The organism is Pseudoflavitalea sp. G-6-1-2 (assembly GCF_012927185.1).
Classification (GTDB): Bacteria; Bacteroidota; Bacteroidia; order Chitinophagales; family Chitinophagaceae; genus Pseudobacter.
In genome coordinates, this window is sequence record NZ_JABBGB010000002.1 from 413,756 (window position 1) to 437,758 (window position 24,003).

Below are 24,003 nucleotides of genomic sequence, written 5' to 3' on the forward strand. Positions count from 1 at the left end.
GTCAGCTTCATGATTATTTCACGGAAGCGATCAGATTTTTGAAAGTTGCCGGCTCATTCATAGCCAGATCAGCCAGGATCTTGCGATCGAGGGTGATGCCTTTCTTGTTCAGTTTGTTGATGAACTCAGAGTAAGTGAGACCTTCTTCTCTTACAGCGGCGTTGATACGAACGATCCACAGCGCGCGGTATTCTCTCTTCTTCAGTTTGCGGCTAACATATTTGTACTGGAGACCTTTCTCCATTACGTTTTTAGCTACAGTGTATACATTTTTACGTTTACCGTAGTAACCTTTTGCGGCCTTCAGAATCCGTTTACGACGGGCTCTTGATGCTACGGCATTTACTGAACGTGGCATATCTTAATTAGTTTAAAGTTGTGTTTGATAAATTGAATTCCCGGAATTATTTCAGACGCAGCAGACGCTTAACAAAATCTTCATTCGACTTGTGAACAACGCCATCAACTCTCAGAGCGCGTTTACGTTTGTTAGATTTCTTTGTCAGAATGTGACGTTTGTGAGATCTCTGGTGTGTGATCTTTCCGGTGCCGGTAACTTTAAACCTTTTCTTGGCACTGGAGTTGGTTTTAACCTTTGGCATTCTAATACCTTTTGCGAGTGATACCCTGCTGGCGCCCCCGAACAGTCGGAGAACTTTTTGGGCCGTGTGGGCAATAGAGCAATCTTAATTATTGCTCAAAATGGAGCGCAAAGGTAGGTATTTCAGGGAAATAGCAAAGAATATTAGCCAGAAAATTAGCGGAGAATGGCAAAATCAGCCGCTCGTATGACTGAATGCGGCAAAACATACACTTCAAAAGGCAGTCCCGACGGTGTATCCCCGCTGCATGGGCACTGCATAGACGCTGTATCATCGCTGTCTACACGGTTTAACCTGGCATCCCTTGGCAGTAAACCACGGAGCATTCCCGGTATCGGAGCGGCCCTCTCCCATCTCAAAGCGAGAAAAGCAACTGCTCATCCCGGTCCTCCACCGCTATCTGGCGCACAAAATTATCGAATCCCTGATCATTATCATGGCTCGAATACGCCCCATAGGAATCGATCAGATAACCCTGCTTGCCCGTATTGGTTTCGATGATGTATAAAATGGAACTGTCGTCGGGATTGCTCATGCCTTCAAAACGATAGGTTTTGATGATCTTCAGATCGGCAGGCTGATAATAATCCCCCTTCCCCGAAGTAAGCCCCTGCGGCTCATACTCGAAAGGAATATTCATGCCCCGCTCATTGCATTTATTGATCACTTCAAGCATAGTGCTCATCTGATCCCCGCGATTGTTGTTGGTAGTCATACTATAGTTTTTTACTTCAGGAAAAATTTCATGCCAGGGTTATTCAGGGACCTTATAAAGATACGCACAATCAGCAAAGGAAAACACATGCCGGACATGCACAAAAAAGCCGCACCTGTTCTGGTGCGGCCCTGTTGATTGCAAAAGTGAAACCCCGTTAAAAATTGTCAGAACCTTAACCTTGACATTATTTAACCTTGCAACTATTTGTATGCATCGTTCTGTTCCATGCTGGTATTGGCGTTCATTTCGTTCAGCGGGATCGGGAAAATGCTCCTCAGATTAGGATAGTCTACACTCACGGTGCCTCCTGAACGATACTTGGTGAACGACAGTTTCCAGCGGTTCAGATCGAAGAGACGATGGCCTTCGAACGCCAGCTCTCTCCTCCGCTCTGCACGGATGAGATCGCGCAGCGCAGTGCCTGTTTCCACAGTTGGTACAGGAGCTGCGAATGCACGCTTTTTGATCACGTCCACATCAGCTGCCGCCTCTGCATCCTTTCCTCCCTGCATGGCTCTCGCCTCTGCCCTGTTGAGATACACTTCTGCCAGCCTGATCACTTTGATGCCTTCATCGAAGGTTTGGAAAGCCGTGTACTTCGTGATAAGATTAGCCGGATTTTCGGCAGTGGTTCTCGATCCTTTCAGCAGAAAACCTTTGCGTACATCAGCTGCATCATAACTGTTGAACAGATCATCCGTTGCCAGCAGATCGCCATAACTTCCTGCCTGCAGGGTGAAATTGGCCATCATATCGCTGCCCAGATTGTCTGTGCTGGAATAATGCACTTCGAAGATCGCCTCAGAACTGTTCTGCGTCTGAAATCCACCCACCAGTTTATCTCTCTGAATGAGTGTGTATTTTTTTACATCGCTGATCACTTCCGATGCTACTGCTTCTGCACTTGCCCACTCTTCGGTATACAGATAAACCCTGGAGAGCAGCGCTTTTGCACCGCCGATAGTGAATCGTCCGCGATTGGATAACGAAAAGCCCACAGGGTTGCCGGGATTACCGGGGTTAGAAGTGATCGGTTCGGTATACATCAGCTCTATGGCTTTTGTAAGATCGTCCTTGATCTGCTTGTAAGTTTCCTTTACCGTATTGCGTTTGGGAGAAATGATCTCCCCCTTGTCTGCATTGGTAACCGTTACTACAGGCACGCCTAAATGAGAAGCGTCGGCTGTGTAATTGTACGGCATGGCATACCAGCGAACCAGATCGTGATAAGCCAGTGCACGCAGCGCATAAGCCTCACCGAGAATATGCTTCTTCTCCGCTTGTTCCGAAGCCGGCAATTGCAGCGCAGTAGCTTTCTGTATGAGAATATTGCAGTTGGCTACCACCAGGTAAAGCCTGTTCCAGGTATCGCGTACGCGCGCATCCGTGATATTGAGCGCAAACTGATCGTTGCCCGCATAACGGCCCGAGTTTCTCTTGCTGAGAAATCCATTGTCGGCCATCAGGTCTGCATTCACGTACTGGCTGCGGCCATAATAATCCGCACTCTTCAGCAACGAGTACATGCCATTGATGGCAGCACGGGTGGTTGGAAGATCAATCACAACCTTGGTTACATCCGTACTCTGCTGCGGTACGGTTTGCAGAAAATCTTTCTTGCAGCTGACAGTAGAGAAGCCAACCATCAGCATCAAAGGAGTTATGGAATGTATGATGATACGTTTCATATTCGATTATTTTGATGGTTCTTAGAACTTGATGTCAAGCCCTATCAGGATGGTTTTGAAAACAGGTGCGTTCTGATCTGCATATCCTTCGATACCTACTTCCGGATCGAATTCCACGCGTTCGTCTTTCAGCCAGGTGTACAGGTTATTGGCGCGCACATACACGCGTGCACTGCTCAGATGCAGTTTGCTGATCAGCTGTTTGGAGAGATCGTATCCGAGTGTAACATCGCGCAGACGGATGAAATCACCATCATACAAAAATCTCGTAGAACCCTGATTGGAGGCTCCGCTCTGGCTGCCGTTGTACATTACTTTCGGCTGCTTGCCCATATCACCTTTCTCTTTCCATCTGTTGTTGTAGTAGTAGCGCGGCATTGCACTTGTTGCGCCGAAGCCTGCACTCCCATCGCTGAAACTGTTGGATCCCCAGTTGTCGTAGATCTTGTTGCCGAAACTTCCATAGAGCTGAAAGCTCAGTGAAATGCCTTTGTAATCGAATGTATTGGTAAGACCTGTATAGAATTTAGGCAACGCTGATCCCTGATTGAATGCTTTTGCCTTGTTGAATTCGTTGGTGGTAGTGCCTTTGGTGGCATCTGTATACCAGAGCGCTTCACCGGTTTCAGGATCTGCTCCAACGAATCCGGGAAGATTGAACTGATAGAAATCGCCCCCTTCGTAACGATTGAAAGTGCCTACCATCGGGCTTTCCAGCTTGGTGATCTTGTTCTTCAGCGTGGCGAACATCGCACGCGTGTTCCAGGAGAAACCTCCTGATTTTGGCGCCACGATATTGGATGAATTCAGTTCTATTTCGATACCGCTGTTCTGCATGGAGCCGATGTTCTGCAATACACTGGTAACGCCATTGGTAGCTGAAACCGGACGGTTCAGCAACAATGCCGCAGTTGAACGAACATAGTACTCAACCGATCCCTGCAGACGGTTGCGGAGTATGCCGAAATCTACTCCCACATTGAAGGGATTATTCTTCTCCCAGGTAAGCTCTGCATTTCCGTACTGATCGAGCACCATGCCGGGGTTGTTGTCGTAGATGGCTGTGTTGCTGTACAAACCTCTCGATGCAAAATCATCGATGCTCTGGTTGCCGTTGCTTCCATAGCTCAGTCGCAGACGGAGATCGGAGAAGATATTCTGCTTTGCCATGAAACCTTCCTGCGCAATATTCCACGATGCACCTACAGACCAGAAATTACCATACTGCTGATTGGCACCGAAACGTGATGAACCATCACGGCGGAATGATGCACTCAGGTTATATTTTCCGTCGTAGCTGTAGCTCACGTTGGTGAACATGCCTACCAGCGTGCTGTTGCTCTCAGTGCTTTTACCGCCATCCACTGCTGCAGCATTGGCCAGTGTAAGCATATTGGGAATAAAGTTGCGCTTGGTTACATCGAGCCCCACACTCTGCACTTTCTGCGCTTCGTATCCGGCAAATGCCTCGAAGCCATGCAGGTCGAATTGCTTTTTGTATCGGATGATATTGGTGCTTACGAGGTTCATGATTCTGCCGGTTTCCTGATTGGCAATACCACCATTGCTTCTGGCAGTACCGATTCCGGACTCAGCATAATCGAGGTTCTCGCTGTATTTGAAATCAACGCTGTTCTGCGTTTCGATGGTCAGTCCTTCAGTGATGCTGAATTTAGCGCCAAACGATCCGAGGAAACTGTAACGATCCTGTGAGAATTTATTCTCTTTCACCACGGCAACAGGGTTGTAGTTGTTGCTGTAGCTGAGGTCGTAAGTGCCGTCGTCTTTGTACACGCGAAGCCAAGGCTGGTAGCGCTTGTAGGCGCGCACAGGGTTGGCAAAACTTCCTTCATCTTTTACCAGATTCGATTTGGTAGCGCTTGCATTCAGCGTAAGGTTGAGGCTCAGCCTTTGTGATGCCTGATTGCTGAGGTTGAGCCTGGCAGAATATCTTTTGAAATCGCTGCCCAGCATCGGAGCGATGGCGTTGTAGTAGCTGGCAGATGCAAAGAACTTTGTTTTGTCGCTGCCGCCACTGGCCGACAGATCGAACTGCGAATAAGAACCATTTCTGATCAGCGCATCGAACCAGTCGGTATTCACCGTAGTATCCGGTGCAGCTTTCTTCAGATCGTTTTCAAAATCTGTTGGTTTGATCTTGGTATTGTTCTTCAATCCTTCGCGCAGCAGCTCCAGCATTTCCAGTGTGTTCAGCGGTTTGGAAGCCTGCGCATTGGTGATGGTATTGGAACCGGCCTGCACGGATGCATTGAAAACAGTTTTACCGGCACCACCTTTTTTGGTGGTGATGATGATCACCCCGTTGGCGGCGCGGGATCCGTACAACGATGCGGCAGACGCATCTTTCAGAACACTGATACTCTGTACATCCGACGCATTGATACTGTTGAGATCTCCGGCAATGAGCGGTATGCCGTCTACCACATAGAGCGGAACGTTGCCTCCGTTGATCGATCCGATTCCACGGATGCGCACGTTACCGGAATAACCCGGTTGTCCGGAACCGGTAGACACAATCACACCACTCACATTTCCCTGCAGGTTTTCCTGTACGGATGGGCGGGGTGAATGTTCCAGCAGTTTGCTCGACACGGTGCTCACAGAGCCGGTTACATTGCTCTGCTTGCTGGTTCCGTAGGCGGTTACCACAATTTCATCGAGGCGGCTGGCGCTCTTGCTCAGTGCAATATTGAGGGTGATGCTCTCTCCTTTCAGTTTCACTTTCTGGGTGTACTTGCCGAAGCCTACAGAAGAAACCGAGAGTTCGTACTCTCCTTCGGGAATATTGCCGAAAACAAATTCTCCGTTGGCATTGGTGCTGGTTCCGTATTTGGTGCCATTGAGCACTACGGATGCATCTGCCACTGGTTTGTTATCGGCATCGAGTACGGTTCCTCTGATGGAATGCCGTTGCTGGATCACCAGTTCGGGGAAGAGGGGTTGAGCAGCTTTTCTTTTAATGATGATGGTTCTGTTCACGATGGTGAACGTGAGAGGCTGATCTCTGAAAGCTTCGTCTAGCGCGTCTTCCAGCGATACATTCTTTACATTTACATCTGTATTTCTGGTGTCTCTGATGAGCTCATCGGTATACAGAAAAAAGTAACCGCTCTGCTTTTTGATCTCTTTGAAGATCTTTTGCAACGGAGCGTTTTTCTCATGCAGTGTGATTTTCTGTGCGTATCCTTTTGCACTCACCTGCAGACAGCCTGCAAACATCAGTAGGGCAATCAGTTTCATGATCCGCAAGGTTTTGGCTACTGGTGAAAGACCTGGTAACAGCAGGCCTTTACCGGGAAGGTTTAAATACATACATTTGTGTAGTTTAGGTTAAACAATAGCTGTTCCCGGTTTTGCCGGGAAAATGGATTAACCTTACTGTCGCCGGATTCAGACCGCCATCTGAACCGGCTTTTTTGTTAACCCATATTTATCGAAAGGTCAGCAGTCCTAAGGTGTAATCGTCACTTTTCTTCCCTCAATTTTATATTTGAATTCTCCCGTCAGCGACAGCATATGGAACACTTCTTCCATAGTGGCCGTTCTCGATATCACTCCTCTGAAATGCTTGCCCAGCCTGCCTTCGCAGGTAATGTCCGCATTGTACCAGCGCGCTATCTGACGCATCACTTCCTGTGTGGGTGTTCCTTCAAAATGAAACAGGCCGTTCTTCCAGGCTGTTACTGCTTCGGTATCCACTTCTTTTATCTGCAATGTTGTAGTGGAAGTGGATACAGCCAGCTGCGCCTGTTCTCCCGGTTGAATGGTCTGTGAGATCTCTTTATGATGCAGGCTGCTTACACGCACTGCACCTTCCACCAGCGTGGTTTTGCTCACAGGTTCATCGTTATAACTGTTCACGTTGAAATCGGTTCCCAGCACTTCTACATCCATATTGAGCGTACGCACCACAAATGGCTGCGCGGCATTCTTCTCTACTTCAAAATAAGCTTCGCCCGAAATGGTGACTGTTCTTTCCTTGCCGGTGAATGCAGTAGGATAACGGATGCTCGATGCTGCATTCAGCCAAACCCTGCTTCCATCGGGCAAACGCAGTTTGTATTGTCTTCCCAATGGTGTGCTGAGTGTGTTGTACTGTGGTTCTTTGCTTCCCTGTTCACCCTTTCCGTATTCATAGATCAGCTCTCCCCCATCCTTTCTAATCACCGATGCATTGCCTTGTTTCGCAATCTGCCCCACTCCGCTCGAATCTAAGATCACTTTAGTGCCGTCGGCCAGTTCAAGCACCGCCTGATCGCCGGATGGCGTTGGTGTGGGACTGAACGTGGTCATCGCTACCGGATGCCCTGTGGTATGTTTTTTCTTTTTGCTGCTGTTGTTCAGCAGGAACCATGTTCCGGCGCTTACCAGCAGCAGTAGTGTGGCAGCGATCGCCAGTTTCTTTACGAGGCTTCTTCTGAAACCTGCTACAGGAGCTGGTTTCGGATCAGCAATAGATTCTCGTATCTGAGAAAAGAGCGCTTCTGCTCCGGCTGCATCGAGTTTGCGGCCGGGGGTGAAATGTTGCAGTTCTTCTTCCAGCAACTGCTTCAGTTCTTCTTCATGATCTCCCGAAGCGATCAGCTTCAGAAAGGCCATTCGCTCTTCTTCCGTGCAGGTTTTATCGAAATACCGCCGGAACATCCCGGCGATGTTTTTTTCTTCCATTGGGTGTCTGTTATGAATAAAAAAGGAAAGGTTCCTGTATAGAGACAATCAGGAAAAGAAGAAGGGGTAGTCGACAGGATAATTATTTTCAGAAAAAAATGGCGAACATGCGGGGCGGCAGCTGCTCTCTTTTTTCGAGGTATTTGCGGATGCTCAGCAAAGCGGCCATGATATGCTTCTTTACTGTTTCGGGCGAAATATTCAGTGCAGTGGCTATTTCATCGTGTTTCATCCCTGCATTTCTGCTGAGCTGATACACTTTCTGCTGCTGGGGAGGCAGTTGTGCAATGGCCTGCTGAAGCAGGGTTTCGAGCTCACGGTACTGGATAGCTTCATCGGTGGGATGATGATCTTCTGTGAGGCCGGCTTTGATTTCGCGGAGCAGCATCGTTTCGTGAGCTTTTCGTTTCAGCCCGTTCAGCACATGGTTGCGCGTGAGGCGGAGTATCCAGGCACGGATATTCACAATCTGGTCGAGGGTGTGGCGGTTGGTCCAGATGCGGATAAAAATTTCCTGCACCACATCTTTTGCGATGATGTCGGAATCGGTGAGGTGGTATGCAAATGAGAAGATGAGTTGACTGTACTGGTCAAATAATTCCCTGAAAGCTTTTTCGTCGCTTTGTGAGATCAGGGTGAGAAGTTCGTTGTTCTGGTTATGGGTATCCAATGGGCTTCCGGGCATTGTTGCGCGGCGATAAAAATAGGGAAAAGAAATTTAACCGCTGGTACAACGCAATAAGAAAGCCGCTCCTGAGGGAGCGGCCGCTGTTCTGCGGGACTGCCATATCATTTCAGAAGACAACCTGTTTTTTGGGGACACCTCAATTATTATCTGGCCGTTTCAATTTGCAGTTGTTTTGCAGTATCAATTTTAGTGCTGGTATCCGCATGTCCTCTCCCTCTTTTGTAAGGTTCCGTAGGAGGAGCAGGAGCAACGGTGAAGAACAATATTTTAACTGCCGCCACTATGAAAATGGTGAGTGCAATGGAGATGGGAATCCAGTCGTTGGGTTTGCCTCTTTTGGTTGATGCCGGGGCTTGCTGCATACGAAATGTTTTTCCGGTGAGGATAACAAAGGTTGAGCTGCCGGTTTTTGAATGCAGGATAATTGAGGATACTGCAGAGTGGTATCCAAATTTACCAAAAGCCATAGGTATGGCCAATTAAAGAGCCATTAAAACGTAGGGGGGGAAGAAATGCGGGGAACCGAAGTCCTTACTGTATTTTACGGATTATTTTTTTCGGATATACCTCAATGGCAGAACCTTCCGCGAGGAAAACAGAAACCGGTTTCGCCAGCCTCAGAAATTCAAATGCAGGGCCATAGATCGCTCCGAAGTCACAATCGATCGAATATTCTTTCACCGGATAAAGCTCCCATCGCGGATGTGCCACCTGATATTCATTGGCGCTGCTGAAACTATCCGTGGCATATCCCCAGAAATGTTCGGTGATGAATTCTTCTTCGGTGCCGGACTGCAAAGGCAGACTGATGCTGTTTGCCTTTGCAGCGATATGATTCCATTTATCGCGGAACTTCCAGCGGTAGCGAACTTCGAGTTGCTCACCGGCAAACTCTTCGGATGCTTCCATCGGCATGCGACGATAATTTTCTTTGTAGAGCGTATTGGCGATGAACGCCACTGCATATTTCGGAACGATCTCACTGAGAAACACCACTCCCCTTTTTACCTGTTTTCCATCATCGTACCGAACATAGAACCGGAGGTTCACTTCGGGGAAGTTCACATGGTATGGGATCTTCATTCCCATCACGCGTGTGTCGCGGAACATAAAACCAACAAGACTGAGGTAACAGGTTCCGTTGAAGGTATCCAGCTCCAGTCCCGGAGGAAGATAAGGTTGCAGCAAAGCTGCATCCACTGCATAATTAGCCAGCACTAACTTCTTCCAGGCGGCGCTCAGGAAGGGCTTTAACATAGGCCGTTCTTTTGGGCGGTTTGGTATTGTTGAAAAGCAATCGCAGGCTTTGATCGTATGTGAAGTAGTTGTACAGCCAGTTCATGAATACGAAGAGTCTGTTCTTCACGCCGAGTATCAGCATCAGGTGCAGTCCCATCCAGATCATCCAGGCGAAGAATCCCCCGAAATGCATTTTGTTTTTAGGGAGGTCCACCACTGCAAGGTTGCGGCCAACAGTGGCCATGGACCCCTTGTCGAAGTAGCTGAAGGTTTGGATATGTTTCGCTCCGCTCCTGCTTTCGATGCGTTTCAGATTCGCGGCCAGCAGATCTGCCTGCTGCATCGCAACGGGCGCTACCTGAGGGTGACCATTGGGATATTTTTCAGTTTCCATATAAGCCAGATCACCGATCGCATATACGTTGGAGGTACCCAGTACTTTATTGGTTTGATCGACTTTTATGCGGTGACCTCTGGCGATGAGTTCGGGTTTGATGCCGGCAGGCATATTCCCTTTGATACCCGCCGCCCAGATAACGAGTTTGGATTCGATGGTACGGCCATCTTTCAGCACAACGGTTTCGCCGTCGTAATCCTGCACAGTGGTGCCGGTCATTACCGTTACGCCGAGTTTGCTGAGATACTTCGCAGAATCGGCAGAAGAATCTTCGCTCATCGCTGCCAGAGTTCTGGGTGAGCCTTCGAGCAGATAGATTTTCATCTTGCTGAAATCGATCTCAGGAAAATCTTTGGGAAGCACGTAACGTTTCATTTCTGCGAGTGCGCCACTGAGCTCTACGCCGGTGGGGCCGCCACCAACAACAACGAGTGTGAGCAACTTCTCCATTTCGGCTGAATCCCGCGCCTGCAGCGCGTCTTCGAAGTGCTGTATTAAAGTGTGGCGAAGCTGCAAAGCTTCCGTAGTGCTCTTCATAGGAAAAGCATGTTCTTCGAGCGCTTTGTTGCCGAAGAAATTGGTGCCGGCGCCGGTGGCGAGTACCAGTACATCATACTCCATATCGCCAAGTGATGTGCGGATCAGATGCTGATCGGCCACTACCTCCTTCAACTCACCAAGACGGATGCGAACGTTCTTTGAATTATGGAAAACTTTACGAAGCGGGAAAGAAATATTGCTGGCGTCGAGACCTGCTGTTGCTACCTGATAGAACAGCGGCTGAAACTGATGGTAATTGAAGCGGTCCAGCAGCGTAACTTCAAAACCGGGTTTATTATTGAGCTTCCGGGCTAAACGGAGGCCGCCGAAGCCGCCTCCAACTATTACAACTTTCATAAAGGATGCTTTAACGGACGTAAAGTTACATATCTTTCAATATATTTTGAAAATTAAATAAATTATGGAAGCGATTTTATCATTTGTTTAAGAAGCGTAAGAGAAGGGGGCAATGGCAGCAATATGGTGTTACCGTTTTCCGATATCGTACAAACTAACAAACGTAACCTACCATGCATTGATAGTTGATCACGATCTTACACAAGCCGAGCGTGATGGTATCGGGAAAGCCTATCAGATAAGAAAGAATATTTCAACCATATTTCAGGTCTTTTCATTTGTAGTATGGATTGGTTGTTTTCTGTTATTGAGAGCACAGAAAATTGCGCCACGGTGGCTTGCAAGAATAATCATTTACCTGGCAGCCACAGCAGCAATTATACTGACATTGGCAGACGGGATCGGTTTTATTCCCGGCCCACCTATCAGATAAATTTCAAAAAGATTTAGCGGGAAAAAGGTATGATCCATGTAAACGCCACCACTCCAAAAAGGAAGAGGGCAAACAATATGTCATTCACATTGCCGGTTGAGATGAATCCCAGACAAATCAGTCCCAATGCAACCAGCGCCATGGTGTAGTACTGCATCTTCGGCGCACGGCGAAACCGAATCGGTATTTCCAGTTGACTCAACGGCATGGCCATTGCTACGAGCACAAGGCCCGACAGCATGAGTGTGGAATCTTCGAACTGCTGTCCTTTGAAAAATCCGGTTGCCAGCAGCGTTATTCCGGTTATCAATGCAGTAGTGGTCAGCACCGCATTCCACTTTTCACTAGTGGAGAGTGCATGCTTGCCATCTTTATGGAAGAAGAGAAAAATATTCGCCAGCGGATTCAGAAACCAGGAGGCCAGTGCAACAAGGATGTACAATCCTACCAGCACCGTTCCAATCATGGCAACAGCAGGAGGTGCATTTCTCGATAATGCGCCCACTACCCTTACACCGACATAGATACCGATGGGTATTATCCATCTCGCCTGTTTTCCTTTATTGTTGATCCAGAAACTATATTGAAGCAACCATTTGTAAGGAGGGATATTCGATTTCAGCGATTGCTTCAATCCCGCACGGGCCGCTTCAGCATTGGGATTCAGCCTGAGCGCTTCGCGAAAATGTTTCGTCGCTTCTTTCTGTCTGCCTTTCTCCAGCAGGTTCCAGCCAACTGTGGTATGCGTGAAGGAGTTCTCAGGATCCTGATCGAGCGCAGCTCGCATGGTATCGATGGCATCGTCGGTTCGCCTGAGTTTATTGAGCGCCGTTGCACGCGCATTGAGACAGCTGATGCTTTCTGCATCGAGTGCAAGGCCTTCATTGGCTTTTTCCAGCGCCTGTTCAAATTGATTTTTTTCCAGCAGCAGCAAGGACCATAATCCGAAGTACTCCGCCTGATACGGATTCAACTGAATAGCCCTGCTGATGGCCGACTGAGCATCCACATTCTTATCCTGCAAATAATGTCCGAAAGCGAGCAGGTAATGAAAATAACTTTCATTCGGTTCTATGGAAATAGCACGATGTGCCAATTCTATACCAGCGTCGAAATTCTTCTGATCGAAGCGGGCGCGTGCCATGAGCCCAAGTGCATGCGTATTTTGAGGGTCCTGCCGCAGCACTTCCGTCAATTGTTTGATGGCTTCGGCCGCTCTTCCCTGAGAAAGCAATAACTCTGCTCTGCCAATCAGTACTTCAGTTTCGGGCATATTACTTTTTGATCTTGAGAAATTTCAGGATATCATCATACAATCCCGATTCGTTGGCATAGAGTGCGTAATTGCGGGCAGAGGCGAACCACTCCAAAGTTGTGGGGCGATGCTGTTTCACTCCCTTCAGCAGATCTTTGGTAGTGAGCGGCTGCAGCACGCCGGTGCTGAGCGATTCGCGCAATTTTTCTTCGATGGCGATATCGATCACGGCCTGCAGATCGGCACCGGAGTAATCCTGTGTTTGCTGTGCAATCTTTTTCACATCCGCTTCTTTCACGGGTTTGTTCTGCAGCATGGATGCGATGATCTCTTCTCTCGCTTTTTCATCGGGCGGCTCTACGAAGATCACACGATCGAAGCGGCCGGGCCTGCGGAATGCAGGGTCAACGCTCCAGGGAGCATTGGTGGCGGCGAGTATCAGCACTCCTTCGTTGGAGGAGTTGATGCCATCCATTTCGGAAAGGAACTGATTGATCACATGCCGCATGGCGGATTGCTTCATATCGTTGCGGCTGGCGCCCATTGCATCCACTTCGTCGAAGAAGAGCACGCAGGGAGCATTCTTGCGCGCCAGCTCGAAAATGCCGTGGAGATTCTTTTCGCTGTTGCCGATCCACATATCGAGTATATCGTGCAGACCGATGCTGATGAACTTCGCATCTATTTGTCCGGCTGTGGCTTTGGCAATAAAAGTTTTTCCGCATCCCGGAGGACCATACATCAATATACCTCCGCCGGTTTTCTTGCCGAAGGCTTTGTACAGATCGGGATTCAGCAGCGGCTGTATGATCTTCAATGAGATCTCATCTTTGATACGCTGCATTCCTCCTACATCCGAAAATTTGGTGGAGGGTTTTTCGAGGAAGTATTTGCTGTCGGCATCACTCTCTCCGAAGATATCATCCTCTTCCTCATCAAACTCAGCGCTGTTGCCGGTTCCGGAGAGGCGCAGGTACTGATCTATCTCTTCGTCCCGAAATTCAGGATGCAGGGCAATCACTTTCTGATACACTTCCACAGCCTGTGCGCGCGAATGCTCCTTGATGAGGCATTTCACGTAGAGCACCATGGCAGGTACGGGCATGCTGTCCTGCACTTCTTCGTAAATGATGAGTGCAGCGGAATATTTTTGCTGGTGGAAATAGGCTTCGGCCAGTCCGAGTTTGGCTTTGAGGTTGCCATAACTTCTGTTCAGCACTTCACTGAACTGAGCAGCTGCATCTGAAAAAGCGTTTGCTTTCAGCAATACTTCTGCCAGATGCAGGCGCAGCGGTACATTCTCAGGAGATAATTCTACGGCTTCTTTTAACTGTCTGATGGTTTCGTTGTCCATGAGATTTATTCATTAGTACAACAGCCTCGTCTTGATGGTAGCCTTCACTTCTTTCAAGAGCTGCAAGGCTGTATTGGATAATTTTCTGTCTACGTCCAGCACCACATAACCGATCTCGTCGTTTGTTTTCAGGTACTGGGCAAGGATGTTGATATTGTGTTTGCTCAGCTGGGTATTGATCTCACTCAATACACCCGGCACGTTCCGGTGAATGTGCAGAATACGGTGCGTACCTTCCTGCAAAGGCAGGCTCAGTGAGGGAACAGTATGCGAACCGGTGGTCTGCCCCTGTTCGAGAAACTGGAACATTTTGTTGCTCACATCTTCTCCGATATTCATCTGCGCTTCTTCCGTAGACCCGCCGATATGCGGCGTGAGTATCACATTGGGCAATCCCATCAGGGGCGATGTGAATTTGTCGCCATTCTTTTCCGGCTCCCATGGAAACACGTCTACGGCTGCTCCGCCTACCTGTCCTTCTTCGAGTGCCTTGGCCAGCGCATCGAGATCAACTACTTCACCTCTTGCATAGTTCAGGAAGATGGCTCCCTTTTTCAGCAGTTTCAGGGTGGTTTTATTGATCATGTTGCGCGTGGAATTGGTATCCGGCACATGCAAGGTTACAATATCTGACTGGGACAGTACTTCCTTTAACGTTTTTTTTGCAATAGCATTGCCCAGCGGGAGTTTGGTCACTGAATCGTAGAAGATCACTTTCATACCGAGGGCTTCGGCGAGCACGCTCACCTGCGATCCGATATTTCCGTAACCGATGATGCCGAGGGTTTTTCCTCTCAGTTCGTAGCTGCCTTTGGCTTCTTTATTCCAGATGCCTTCGTGGGCTGCTTTGTTTTTGTCGGGGATGCGACGGATGAGCATAACAGACAATCCTATCACCAATTCCGCCACGGAGCGGGTATTGGAATAAGGTGCATTGAATACCGCTACACCATGTTCTGTGGCCGATTTCAGGTCAACCTGATTTACGCCGATACAGAAGCAGCCTATCGCCTGCAACTTTTTGGCTGCATCGAGAACAGCAGGTGTGATCTGGGTTTTGGAACGGATGCCGAGCAGATGCACATCCTTCACCGCTTTGATCAGTTCTTCTTCGGAGAGGGCGCCCGATAATTTCTTTACGGATGCGTATCCCGCCTCTGTGAAGTGTTTTACGGCCTTATCACTGATATTCTCCAGGAACAGAATGTTCACCTTTTCTTTGGGGTAGCTGGTATTTTTTTTGTCTGTCATATATTGTTGGCTTCTCTTTTGCGTTATTCACTATACAGCAAAGGTAAAATGAGCGCTGTTTTGGTCAGGTTTGCAAAGATGTCTCTTATATTTGAAACGGAAAAAACGGATTGCATAACTGAACGATTGTTCGTTTGTTGTACTTTTGCCGATCACTAACCTATTCAAAAAAGACACCCTTTTGAAGAACTTAACGAAGCTCATTCCCCTGATGCTATTTGCATTCAGTTGCGGACATGTATCAAACAATGAGGCGAACGGAAATGCAACAACGCAGGCAGCTCTGACAAGCACAACAACTCCGGCACCGAAAACGAGTCCCTACTTCGATAAGGTGAAAGAGTTTGTAGACAGCAATTTCAGGAATGGCTTCAATGGTGGCATCCTAGTTGCCAAAGACGGACAGATCATCTACGAAAAATATGGCGGCTACGCTAACCCACGCATAGCGGCTGACAGCATCACTGAAAAAACTCCCATCCATCTTGCATCTGTTTCCAAAACATTCACCGCAATGGCCATCTGCAAATTGTGGGAAGAAGGAAAGATCAATATTGATGATAGCGTGAGCAGGTATCTCCCCGGCTTTCCCTGCGAGGGCGTAACGGTGAAGATGCTGCTGAATCATCGCAGCGGTATTCCCAAGTACGATCATTACATGGGATCGATGGGCTGGAACAAACAACAGCAGGTCACCAATCAGGATGTGCTGGATTTTCTCATCGCAAAAAGAAAGCAGATCCCTGTAGGCCGTCCGGACAGAGGCTTCAGCTATTCCAATACCAACTATGCATTGCTGGCCCTGATGATCGAAAAAGTTACCGGCAGGTTCTACGGTGATTACCTCAAGCAAACTTTCTTCGATTCCATCGGCATGAAAGACACGTATGTGTTCACCAATGCTTATGCCAATCATTACCTTCCCTCCTACTTCAATAACGGCCGCCTGTATCCGCTCGATTTTCTCGATCTGGTGTATGGCGATAAAAATATTTACTCCACTCCACGCGATCTGATGAAATGGGATGAAGCACTGCGCAGCGGACGTTTCTTCAAACCAGAAACACTCGCAGCAGCTTATACGCCCTACTCCAATGAAAAACCCGGCACACATAATTACGGACTGGGATGGAGAATGTATCTGCTGAAGAATGGAAAGAAACTGGTGTACCACAATGGCTGGTGGCATGGCAACCGAACTGCATTCTATCGTCTGATAGATGAGAACACCACCATCATCGCACTCTGCAATAACGATTCCAAGAAGATCTATTCCGTTCGCGAAATGGCAGATATCTTCGGCGACTACATGCAGGGCCGCAGTGACGACGACGACAATGAAGCGCTCGTTAGACATGCTCCGGTGAGAAGATCAGCGCCAGTTGCGAAAGCATCCAAAACAAAAAGAAAAACATCTGCCGCAATGGCTTCCAATAAGAAAAAGGTAAGAGGCAAGCGCAGCACTTCTACCAGCTATTCGGCCAAACGATAAAACATCGAAGAGAGTCCTGCAACAGCAGGCCTGTAACCGGTGAACAAATGATTTTCGGATCTGCTGTTCACCGGTTTCTTTTTTGTGCATTGTTTCAACACCAAATCAGTTTAGCCGGAATGCAGACAGGGCGCTACTTTCCATCGATCATATAATCAGCATCCAAAACATGAGCAGGATCAGTAATATGGAAACCAACGAATCGCGGATATTCATCTACCAATAATTTTTCGCATACCACTAACTGGTAATTCTGCATTTATCTTAAAACAAATTCCCAGGCGCCTGCGATGAATGCAGAAATTAATTGTTTACTTTGAACCCCAACTGCCAATATTCATGCTCAAGATCAACGTAGAATGTTGAAACACCCAATTAACATTTCTTCACTTATGCTTTGCTGTTAGCAAACGCTTTGTATTCACCCGTCTTACCTCGCCTCCTTTACTGGTACTACGAATCAGCAGCTGATAATTCTGATGCAATAGCACAGCTATTGCCATCCGCTCCCCTTTGAAAAAAATCGAGTCGGCAATTTTTTTCATTAATACCTAAACTTTTATCATGAAAAGGATTTTATTATCCATGATAGCAGGCGTATGCATGCTGCTATCCGGCTACGGTCAGGGCGTTGCGATCAGCAACAACAACAGTCTTCCACATCCCAGCGCAATGCTGGACATTCAATCTTCCAACAAAGGCCTGCTGATACCACGGGTAAGCACAGCCGCCAGAAATGCCATCGTACCGGCAAAGGGCCTGCTGGTGTACGATACAACCTCCAGCGGCTTCTGGTATTACACCGGTTCGGTATGGAAAAGCCTCTCCACTACCGGAGGCAGCACGCCGGCAACAGATCCATGGATGCTGCTCGGCAATACAGGCACCATCGATTCAGTGAATTTTCTGGGCACTATCGACAATGTACCGCTCAGCTTCAGAGTGAACAACGAAGCGGCAGGCCGCATCGATCCCATCAAATCAAATGCTTACTTCGGCCATCACAGCGGAAAGAGCAATACCAGTGGATTCAACAACAGCGCCTTCGGCACGCGCGTGTTGCAGAAGAACACTACAGGTTTTGAAAACACGGGCATTGGTTTTTATGTACTGAGTGAGAATACCACCGGCAACAACAATATCGGTGTAGGCAATCAGGCACTAAAGAACAATACCGAAGGGCGCGGCAACATTGCGCTGGGCGGCTATTCCATGGAGTTCAACACTACCGGCAGCACCAACCTTGCCATCGGTATGAAAACACTGAACAAGAACACGCAAGGCCAGAACAACCTCGCAGTGGGAAGTTCTGCCATGTTCAGCAATATCGGCGGAAACTCCAACTCCGCATTCGGCCACGAAGCGCTGTACAGCAACACTACGGGGCACCACAACACTGCCATCGGCGAATCGGCATTGCGTCTAAATGAAACCGGATTTTACAACACTGCAGTGGGTGATTTCAGTATGGAAAAATCAGGAGGAAACCTGAACACTGCAATCGGACATAATTCCATGCGCAACACTATCAACACCACTTACAGCGTGGCCGTAGGTAGCCATGCAATGGATAGTGCAGAATACAGCAGTTTCAATACTGCCATAGGCTATGCTGCCATGATAAAAAACAGTCAAAGCAGCAGTACAGCCGTAGGATACAATGCACTGGCCTATGGAAAACCCGGGGAGTCTCTCGATGGCAATACCGCAGTTGGGGCAAGAGCACTTGAAGCCAACAAACAACACAATGCCACTGCCGTAGGAGTAAATGCCCTGAAATTAAATGATGGCGCATATAATTCAGCATTTGGGTATGCCGTACTTGAAGAGAATACCAAAGGAGAATGGAATACCGCAGCTGGATTTATGGCCATGCGAAAAAATACCATCGGATCATTCAATACGGCCTTTGGTACTGCAGCACTATTACAAAATGTAAACGGATCCGGCAATACAGCCCTGGGTTCGGGTGTTCTCCAAAAGAACGAATCTTCCGCCAATACCGGAGTGGGCACTTATTCACTCACCAACAACCAATCCGGAGCCAACAATACAGGTGTAGGTCTGCAGAGCCTCGATGGCAATACTACCGGAAATGGAAATACCGGTATCGGTATGCAGGCCATGCGCTTAAACACTACGGGTAACTGGAACACTGCTCTTGGAATTGGTGCGCTGGAACTCAATGTTGCAGGAAACGGCAATACAGCTATAGGTGCACACGCCAATGCTTTCGGACAAAACATCGAAAATTCTACAGCCATTGGATGGTCAGCACAGGTATTTACTTCCAACAAAGTACGGATCGGCAACAGCGCGGTAACCGTTATCGAAGGTCAGGTTCCCTTCACCACCCCTTCGGACGGCCGTTACAAATTCAATGTGCAGGATGATGTGAAGGGCCTCGATTTCATTCTTCAACTGCGCCCTGTTACTTATCAGTTCGATGTAAAAAGATTCGATGGACAATCCGGTAACGCCAGCAACGTAGCACATCAGGTGGCATATGATGAGGCTACTTCCATCCGCCGCACAGGTTTTATTGCGCAGGAAGTAGAACGCGCAGCGAAACGCGCCAATTACAATTTCAGCGGCATCATCACTCCAAAATCGGAGAGCGATCATTACAGTCTAAGCTATGATGCGTTTGTTGTGCCATTAGTGAAATCGGTGCAGGAGCAGCAGCATATCATCACCACACAACAGAAAAAACTGAATGAGCAATCAGCCAAAATAGCCGAGCTCGAAAAGAAGATCGATGCCATGATGCAGCTGTTGCAGAAAACAAAATAGATCACTCCTAATATAACGGTATGAAAAAACAATTTTATCACAAGCGATGGATACTGCTGCTGGCACTGGTTTCCGTGTTTTGGCAACAAAGCCCACATGCGCAGAGTCTGCTGATAACAGGAGGCACAGACGTGGTGGCATCGGACAATCCATGGATTACCATACATAACGGCTCCTGGCTGAACAACGGAAACTTTGTTCCGGATTACAGCCGCGTTGCACTGAGAAGAACTGAAGGATCATGGATCAGACTCGGAGGTTCATCGGAGTCGAGGTTCTATCATCTTATCACCAACTCAGGAGGACCGGATGGTGTGATGGTGCTGGAACAGGACATATACATCATCGCCAGATGGGACCCAGCCGGGCATATGACCGATATCGGAAATCATCGCGTAACACTTGGTCCGGGAGCGGTGCTTGGTCAGGATGGCGTTGACAATTACATTACCGGCAACGACGGAAAAATCATCACCACGGTTGACCTGAATGCGCCGCAGGGCGTGAATCCCGGCAATTTGGGTATAGAGATCACCACATCGTCGAACCTTGGAAAAACCACCATCATACGTGGCTTCAAAGAACAGTTCAATGCCGCGGGTAAAAAAAGTATTCTGAGGTATTATGATATACAGCCAACCTCACAACCAGGCAGCGATACCAAACTCAGGTTCAGTTTTTCCGACAAAGAGTTGAACGGAAATAGCAAAAATGAGCTGGCAGTGTTTACCGGCAAAGCAGGATCTCGATTGCGCATGATCGCATCAGGGAATGCATCGGCAAACAACTGGATTTCGACAGGCAAGGTTGATCAGTTGCAGAGATTCACATTGGGTAATGCGATACATTCATCCACACCAGCGGAAGCAAAACCGATGGAGACGAAAGTGTATCCGAATCCTTTCCGAGACCGGTTTACAGTGCAGGTGTACAGTGAAGCTGCGAAGCAGGTGGAGTTAAGAATATACGATTTGAGCGGAGGATTGATAGAACGCAGATCAGTGAAACTGAATGCGGGCGCAAATATTGTAGAATGGTCTACCGCAAAGTATGTGAGTGGAGTGTATCATCTGGTGATAGGAGGAGATCTGCTGAAAGCAATAAAAGTGGTGAAGCAGTAGTGAAGAGATAATCGTTGTGAGCGGGCATAGACCCGCTCACAACGATTCTTAATAAATTTCATGAACACCCGCCGGGCCTGCGTTGCATATACAACTTACTCTTCTCTGCATATGCTTTACCGGGATCATTGGCGTATTGAGTATCCAGCGCGCGCATCCGCGTTTCCAGATCCATCAGAACTCCCAGCTGATTATTGAGGCAATTTATCTTTTCTGCTTTTCTGGAGCTGGTAGAATGTTCTGCTCTGCAGATGCTCAGCTTTGTGGTGAGTATCCCTTCCTGAACCATGGTGAGCGGATCCATCATACTCAGCATGCTTCGCTGCACATTCTGATCCTGGTAAGTATTGCCTGTTTTGGATTGCCGCAAAGCGGCCTCTTGTTTCGTTTGTTGTTCCCGTCTGAAGGTTAACAGATCGGATTGCTCACTCGCGCAATCACCGCCGATCTTCGCAGCATCCCGCTCCAGTTTTTGTCTGTTCTGATTGAGCGCCTCCGTTCGTTTCTCCACAAACTTATCTTCCATTACATTGAATTCATTCGTATGCAAACAGGTATTGGTTACCTGTATTTCGGTGACTTTGCAGGTGTAGGAACCTGTTCTGAATTCAGTGGCAATAAACAATCCTTCATCGGTATACAGATAGCCAACTCCGAAATTGCCCAGGAATTTCCGTGGATGCAGTTTCTCCGGAAAACGATCTCCAAACAAAAACCAGGTCATATCCGGATTGGTGGAAAAACGATAAGCCGTTGCTGTAAGTGTGCTATTGCAGTAAGGGGCCGTTTCGTTCTTTCTTTGCAAATCAACTGCTCCTGTAAAACTACCCGCAGGCATTTGAAAAAAATGTGTTTCCGTATTGCCGGTCGACACCCATCTGTCGATCGTATTGTTCTTTCCTTTTCGTGTGTAATAGTGGAAGGCATTGCCTTTGAGGCTCATCACCGAAAAAGAGAAATCGGGCAGTTCGGGAAAGAGCATATTAACAAGGCCACTGCTGCTGGGAGGCAAAAATCCGAGCACGCCCGTGTTTGCATTGATGAACATGGCCTGTTCTGCAATTTTACCCGGAATGGATATTTTGAGATCGAATTCCATGGGAAAACACAATGGCTGTTCGTGAGGAACAATGATCCTCGGTGATGTTTCACCGGTAAGCACCGGCGCTTTTTTGATGATGGTGCGCCAGCCGGCAACACCAATGCTATCCCTGCTTCGGTTCCGGGGTTGCGCAAATGATTGTGCTGACATCAACAGGCACACCAGAAATATCAGGAAACAATTTTTCATGGTTTGCAATTAAAGTTTTACGAATTCTACGCGCCTGTTCCTTGCCTTTCCATCTGTTGTGGAATTGGTGGCAATTGGTTGCGATTCCCCTTTTCCATCGGTCTGAATTCTGGAACCAGCCACTGCATAATTTTCCGTGATGTACATTTTTACCGCCGCTGCACGTTTTTGTGAGAGGGTGAGGTTGTCTGCATCGTTGCCATCATTATCAGTATGCCCGGTGATCTTTATTTTCAGGGAAGGATTCTTTTGCAGCGCGTCGCCAAACTGATTGATGATGGAAAAAGATTCTTTCTTTATCCGGTCGCTGTTTACATCAAACAAAATATCATTGGTAACGGCTTTCCCTTCTTCCATCAGTTGTTTGATGAGAAGACTGCGCGCATCGGTCTCCCCGGAAGCGATGCGAATATTGCCCACGTACATGCCGGTTTCAGAGGCAGGTATCACTGCATTGTTGTTCAGGAAAAAGTTATTGCGCATATTGCTGGTGAGCGCTTGTGGCAGGTCGATGATTTTGTTATCATCCAGATAAAGTCTCACGCGTGATTTATTTACTGCAAGAGCAACATGCAATACTTTGTTCACATACGCAGTGAGCGGAAAACTACTTTTGTTGCCGATCACATCATTCTTCAATCCATACTCCAGTGTTTTTCCATCTTCTTCGGTGTACCGGTGCAGGTTAACGAAGAACCGATCTTTGTAAAACAGGTCTTCCCGCAGAATATCGCGCACTTCGGTAAGTCCGAATTGAATGAATGGTGTACTGCGCTCCCCTTCCGATCTGAGGAACAGATCAAATTCAATGGTACAATTTTCAGGAAGTGGTTTGTTCAGCACGGGAGTGATGATGCAGTTGTGCACCACATCGAGCCATTTTCCTTCCACTCCATCGATGGTTACAATTTTTCCGCTTCCGTTGGTATTCCAGTTGGCAGGAAAATCTCCGGTACGATCTTTTGAAAAATGATCTTCAAACAATACTGTTCCGCCAGGTTCAAAATCTCCGGCACTGTTCACTTTCCTGGCAGAACCGGCGCCTGCATTTCCGATGTTTCCTCTTCTATCCGAAGTGGATACAGATTCGTCGCTGCGGGCTTCTTCGTCCGTCCTCTTTTTGGTTTTGTCTTTTTTCTTGAATAGGTTGCCAATTGCGCGGGTGGTTTTCGAAAAGGCAGAATCGATGCCTTTGTCAACTGATTCATCCACTTTACTGTTGGCTTTGTCCTTTGCTCTTTGTTCAGCCCTTTTGGGAATAGGGCTTTGTGCATGTATGGTGGCTGCTGTTACCAGCAAAATAACAAGCAGAATGTACTGTCTCATGATGTCGGTTTTTTGATTACACCCCAAACCTAGTTTTACTGCGGGGTGTTATCAACTACATATCCATGTAGCGGCATTACGGGAAACATGATTATCTGTTAAACGAGTTTATCTCTGATGGCTCTGGAAACGGCTTCTGTGGCGGAATGTACATGAAGTTTGTCGTAGATCTTTTTGATATGGAACCGAACGGTATCGATACTGATGTTCATTTCTGTGGCAATCATTTTATAACTGTATCCTTTTACGAGCAATTGAAGAATGGCTGTTTCCTTTTCTGACAGATTGCTTTTTTCCTGATCGGCGTTGATGGCTTTGGGAACCATTTGCAATACTTTTTTGGCAACGGAACCGGTCATGGGAGCGCCGCCGGCAATTACCATTCGGATGGCGCCGGGAATTTCGCCGGTAGCATTTTGTTTCAGCAGATAACCCGATGCGCCTGCGCAGATGGCATTGAAAATATTATCGTCGTCGTCGAATACGGTGAGCATTATCACTGGCAATTGCTGATTGAACTGCCGGATCTTTTTCACGGCCATCACTCCATTTACTACCGGCATATCGATATCCATCAGCACTACATCTGGCTGAAACTGTTGTACGTCTGTTTCCACCGTTTCTGCATTGGGCATCACTGCCAGCAGTACAAAATCGTCCTCTGCAACAATCAGTGCCTCGATGCTGGTGCGCAGCGCAGCATTGTCGTCGTATACCAGTACTTTAATAGCCATAATTTAAAGATAATCAGCTTTCAGTTTGGTGAATA

20 protein-coding genes are annotated in these 24,003 nt (G+C 47.8%); 4 read left to right on the plus strand and 16 right to left on the minus strand.

Annotation, left to right across the window (positions count from 1 at the left end; all coding sequences use genetic code 11):
- Nucleotides 1-13 precede the first annotated feature (13 nt).
- From rplT to HHL16_RS11420, 10 genes are all read right to left on the minus strand, one after another.
- Nucleotides 14-358 carry a 50S ribosomal protein L20 gene (rplT, locus tag HHL16_RS11375; protein WP_169425323.1) on the minus strand — a complete coding sequence of 115 codons (345 nt, stop codon included), beginning with the start codon at nt 356-358 and terminating at the stop codon, nt 14-16.
- 46 nt (nt 359-404) lie between these two features.
- Nucleotides 405-602 (minus strand): 50S ribosomal protein L35, encoded by a 198-nt coding sequence (gene rpmI / locus HHL16_RS11380; RefSeq protein WP_169425324.1) that lies wholly within the window; start codon nt 600-602, stop codon nt 405-407.
- Between the two features lie 355 nt (nt 603-957).
- Nucleotides 958-1,317, minus strand: coding sequence for a hypothetical protein (locus tag HHL16_RS11385; protein ID WP_169425325.1), 360 nt, complete (start codon nt 1,315-1,317; stop codon nt 958-960).
- 203 nt (nt 1,318-1,520) lie between these two features.
- A complete protein-coding gene (locus HHL16_RS11390; RefSeq protein ID WP_169425326.1) occupies nt 1,521-3,008 on the minus strand; it encodes a RagB/SusD family nutrient uptake outer membrane protein in 1,488 nt (495 codons plus the stop codon).
- A gap of 21 nt (nt 3,009-3,029) precedes the next feature.
- Complete coding sequence (locus HHL16_RS11395) at nt 3,030-6,269, minus strand: SusC/RagA family TonB-linked outer membrane protein (RefSeq protein WP_169425327.1); 3,240 nt, start codon at nt 6,267-6,269, stop codon at nt 3,030-3,032.
- A 210-nt stretch (nt 6,270-6,479) separates the two neighbouring features.
- Nucleotides 6,480-7,697, minus strand: coding sequence for a FecR family protein (locus tag HHL16_RS11400; RefSeq protein WP_169425328.1), 1,218 nt, complete (start codon nt 7,695-7,697; stop codon nt 6,480-6,482).
- A gap of 88 nt (nt 7,698-7,785) precedes the next feature.
- Nucleotides 7,786-8,367, minus strand: coding sequence for an RNA polymerase sigma-70 factor (locus HHL16_RS11405; RefSeq protein ID WP_169425329.1), 582 nt, complete (start codon nt 8,365-8,367; stop codon nt 7,786-7,788).
- Nucleotides 8,368-8,528: 161 nt separating this feature from the next.
- Nucleotides 8,529-8,747, minus strand: a complete 219-nt coding sequence (locus HHL16_RS11410; protein ID WP_169425330.1) for a hypothetical protein — start codon at nt 8,745-8,747, stop codon at nt 8,529-8,531.
- A gap of 169 nt (nt 8,748-8,916) precedes the next feature.
- The gene (locus HHL16_RS11415) at nt 8,917-9,642 is read right to left on the minus strand and encodes a DUF2071 domain-containing protein (protein WP_169425331.1); all 726 of its coding nucleotides are present in this window, start codon (nt 9,640-9,642) and stop codon (nt 8,917-8,919) included.
- Complete coding sequence (locus HHL16_RS11420; protein ID WP_169425332.1) at nt 9,593-10,918, minus strand: NAD(P)/FAD-dependent oxidoreductase; 1,326 nt, start codon at nt 10,916-10,918, stop codon at nt 9,593-9,595. Before HHL16_RS11420 ends, HHL16_RS11415 begins: the two co-directional genes overlap by 50 nt.
- 112 nt (nt 10,919-11,030) lie before the next feature.
- Here HHL16_RS11420 and HHL16_RS11425 point away from each other — a divergent pair, with 112 nt between their 5' ends.
- Nucleotides 11,031-11,351: a hypothetical protein gene (locus HHL16_RS11425; RefSeq protein WP_169425333.1), complete on the plus strand. Its 321-nt coding sequence runs from the start codon at nt 11,031-11,033 to the stop codon at nt 11,349-11,351.
- Nucleotides 11,352-11,364: 13 nt separating this feature from the next.
- Here HHL16_RS11425 and HHL16_RS11430 read toward each other — a convergent pair whose 3' ends face one another.
- The 3 genes from HHL16_RS11430 to serA are packed head-to-tail and all read right to left on the minus strand — an operon-like array spanning nt 11,365 to nt 15,211.
- Nucleotides 11,365-12,624 (minus strand): tetratricopeptide repeat protein, encoded by a 1,260-nt coding sequence (locus tag HHL16_RS11430; protein WP_169425334.1) that lies wholly within the window; start codon nt 12,622-12,624, stop codon nt 11,365-11,367.
- A 1-nt stretch (nt 12,625) separates the two neighbouring features.
- Nucleotides 12,626-13,960, minus strand: coding sequence for an ATP-binding protein (locus HHL16_RS11435; protein ID WP_169425335.1), 1,335 nt, complete (start codon nt 13,958-13,960; stop codon nt 12,626-12,628).
- Nucleotides 13,961-13,972: 12 nt separating this feature from the next.
- On the minus strand, nt 13,973-15,211 hold the full coding sequence (serA, locus tag HHL16_RS11440) for a phosphoglycerate dehydrogenase (RefSeq protein WP_169425336.1): 1,239 nt from the start codon (nt 15,209-15,211) through the stop codon (nt 13,973-13,975).
- 181 nt (nt 15,212-15,392) lie between these two features.
- Between serA and HHL16_RS11445 the strand changes: the two genes are divergently transcribed.
- The 3 genes from HHL16_RS11445 (at nt 15,393) to HHL16_RS11455 (ending at nt 20,617) form a co-directional block, all read left to right on the plus strand.
- Entirely contained in the window at nt 15,393-16,703 is a 1,311-nt protein-coding gene (locus tag HHL16_RS11445; RefSeq protein WP_169425337.1) for a serine hydrolase domain-containing protein, read from the plus strand.
- Nucleotides 16,704-17,267: 564 nt separating this feature from the next.
- Nucleotides 17,268-19,496: a tail fiber domain-containing protein gene (locus tag HHL16_RS11450; protein ID WP_169425338.1), complete on the plus strand. Its 2,229-nt coding sequence runs from the start codon at nt 17,268-17,270 to the stop codon at nt 19,494-19,496.
- A gap of 20 nt (nt 19,497-19,516) precedes the next feature.
- Nucleotides 19,517-20,617: a T9SS type A sorting domain-containing protein gene (locus HHL16_RS11455; protein ID WP_169425339.1), complete on the plus strand. Its 1,101-nt coding sequence runs from the start codon at nt 19,517-19,519 to the stop codon at nt 20,615-20,617.
- Between the two features lie 58 nt (nt 20,618-20,675).
- On the opposite strand, the gene HHL16_RS11460 is transcribed toward HHL16_RS11455, so the two are convergent.
- The 3 genes from HHL16_RS11460 to HHL16_RS11470 all read right to left on the minus strand — a co-directional run bounded on the left by HHL16_RS11460 (nt 20,676) and on the right by HHL16_RS11470 (nt 23,968).
- The gene (locus HHL16_RS11460) at nt 20,676-21,908 is read right to left on the minus strand and encodes a hypothetical protein (RefSeq protein ID WP_169425340.1); all 1,233 of its coding nucleotides are present in this window, start codon (nt 21,906-21,908) and stop codon (nt 20,676-20,678) included.
- 9 nt (nt 21,909-21,917) lie between these two features.
- On the minus strand, nt 21,918-23,234 hold the full coding sequence (locus HHL16_RS11465) for an OmpA family protein (protein WP_169425341.1): 1,317 nt from the start codon (nt 23,232-23,234) through the stop codon (nt 21,918-21,920).
- 98 nt (nt 23,235-23,332) lie between these two features.
- On the minus strand, nt 23,333-23,968 hold the full coding sequence (locus tag HHL16_RS11470) for a response regulator transcription factor (protein ID WP_169425342.1): 636 nt from the start codon (nt 23,966-23,968) through the stop codon (nt 23,333-23,335).
- Nucleotides 23,969-24,003: the final 35 nt, after the last annotated feature.

Excerpts from the sequence above, each read along its gene's own strand:
- rplT (WP_169425323.1), bottom strand. The coding sequence starts at position 358 with ATGCCACGTTCAGTAAATGCCGTAGCATCAAGAGCCCGTCGTAAACGG.
- rpmI (WP_169425324.1), bottom strand. The coding sequence starts at position 602 with ATGCCAAAGGTTAAAACCAACTCCAGTGCCAAGAAAAGGTTTAAAGTT.
- HHL16_RS11385 (WP_169425325.1), bottom strand. The coding sequence starts at position 1,317 with ATGACTACCAACAACAATCGCGGGGATCAGATGAGCACTATGCTTGAA.
- HHL16_RS11390 (WP_169425326.1), bottom strand. The coding sequence starts at position 3,008 with ATGAAACGTATCATCATACATTCCATAACTCCTTTGATGCTGATGGTT.
- HHL16_RS11395 (WP_169425327.1), bottom strand. The coding sequence starts at position 6,269 with ATGAAACTGATTGCCCTACTGATGTTTGCAGGCTGTCTGCAGGTGAGT.
- HHL16_RS11400 (WP_169425328.1), bottom strand. The coding sequence starts at position 7,697 with ATGGAAGAAAAAAACATCGCCGGGATGTTCCGGCGGTATTTCGATAAA.
- HHL16_RS11410 (WP_169425330.1), bottom strand. The coding sequence starts at position 8,747 with ATGCAGCAAGCCCCGGCATCAACCAAAAGAGGCAAACCCAACGACTGG.
- HHL16_RS11415 (WP_169425331.1), bottom strand. The coding sequence starts at position 9,642 with ATGTTAAAGCCCTTCCTGAGCGCCGCCTGGAAGAAGTTAGTGCTGGCT.
- HHL16_RS11420 (WP_169425332.1), bottom strand. The coding sequence starts at position 10,918 with ATGAAAGTTGTAATAGTTGGAGGCGGCTTCGGCGGCCTCCGTTTAGCC.
- HHL16_RS11425 (WP_169425333.1), top strand. The coding sequence starts at position 11,031 with ATGGCAGCAATATGGTGTTACCGTTTTCCGATATCGTACAAACTAACA.
- HHL16_RS11430 (WP_169425334.1), bottom strand. The coding sequence starts at position 12,624 with ATGCCCGAAACTGAAGTACTGATTGGCAGAGCAGAGTTATTGCTTTCT.
- HHL16_RS11435 (WP_169425335.1), bottom strand. The coding sequence starts at position 13,960 with ATGGACAACGAAACCATCAGACAGTTAAAAGAAGCCGTAGAATTATCT.
- serA (WP_169425336.1), bottom strand. The coding sequence starts at position 15,211 with ATGACAGACAAAAAAAATACCAGCTACCCCAAAGAAAAGGTGAACATT.
- HHL16_RS11450 (WP_169425338.1), top strand. The coding sequence starts at position 17,268 with ATGAAAAGGATTTTATTATCCATGATAGCAGGCGTATGCATGCTGCTA.
- HHL16_RS11455 (WP_169425339.1), top strand. The coding sequence starts at position 19,517 with ATGAAAAAACAATTTTATCACAAGCGATGGATACTGCTGCTGGCACTG.
- HHL16_RS11460 (WP_169425340.1), bottom strand. The coding sequence starts at position 21,908 with ATGAAAAATTGTTTCCTGATATTTCTGGTGTGCCTGTTGATGTCAGCA.
- HHL16_RS11465 (WP_169425341.1), bottom strand. The coding sequence starts at position 23,234 with ATGAGACAGTACATTCTGCTTGTTATTTTGCTGGTAACAGCAGCCACC.
- HHL16_RS11470 (WP_169425342.1), bottom strand. The coding sequence starts at position 23,968 with ATGGCTATTAAAGTACTGGTATACGACGACAATGCTGCGCTGCGCACC.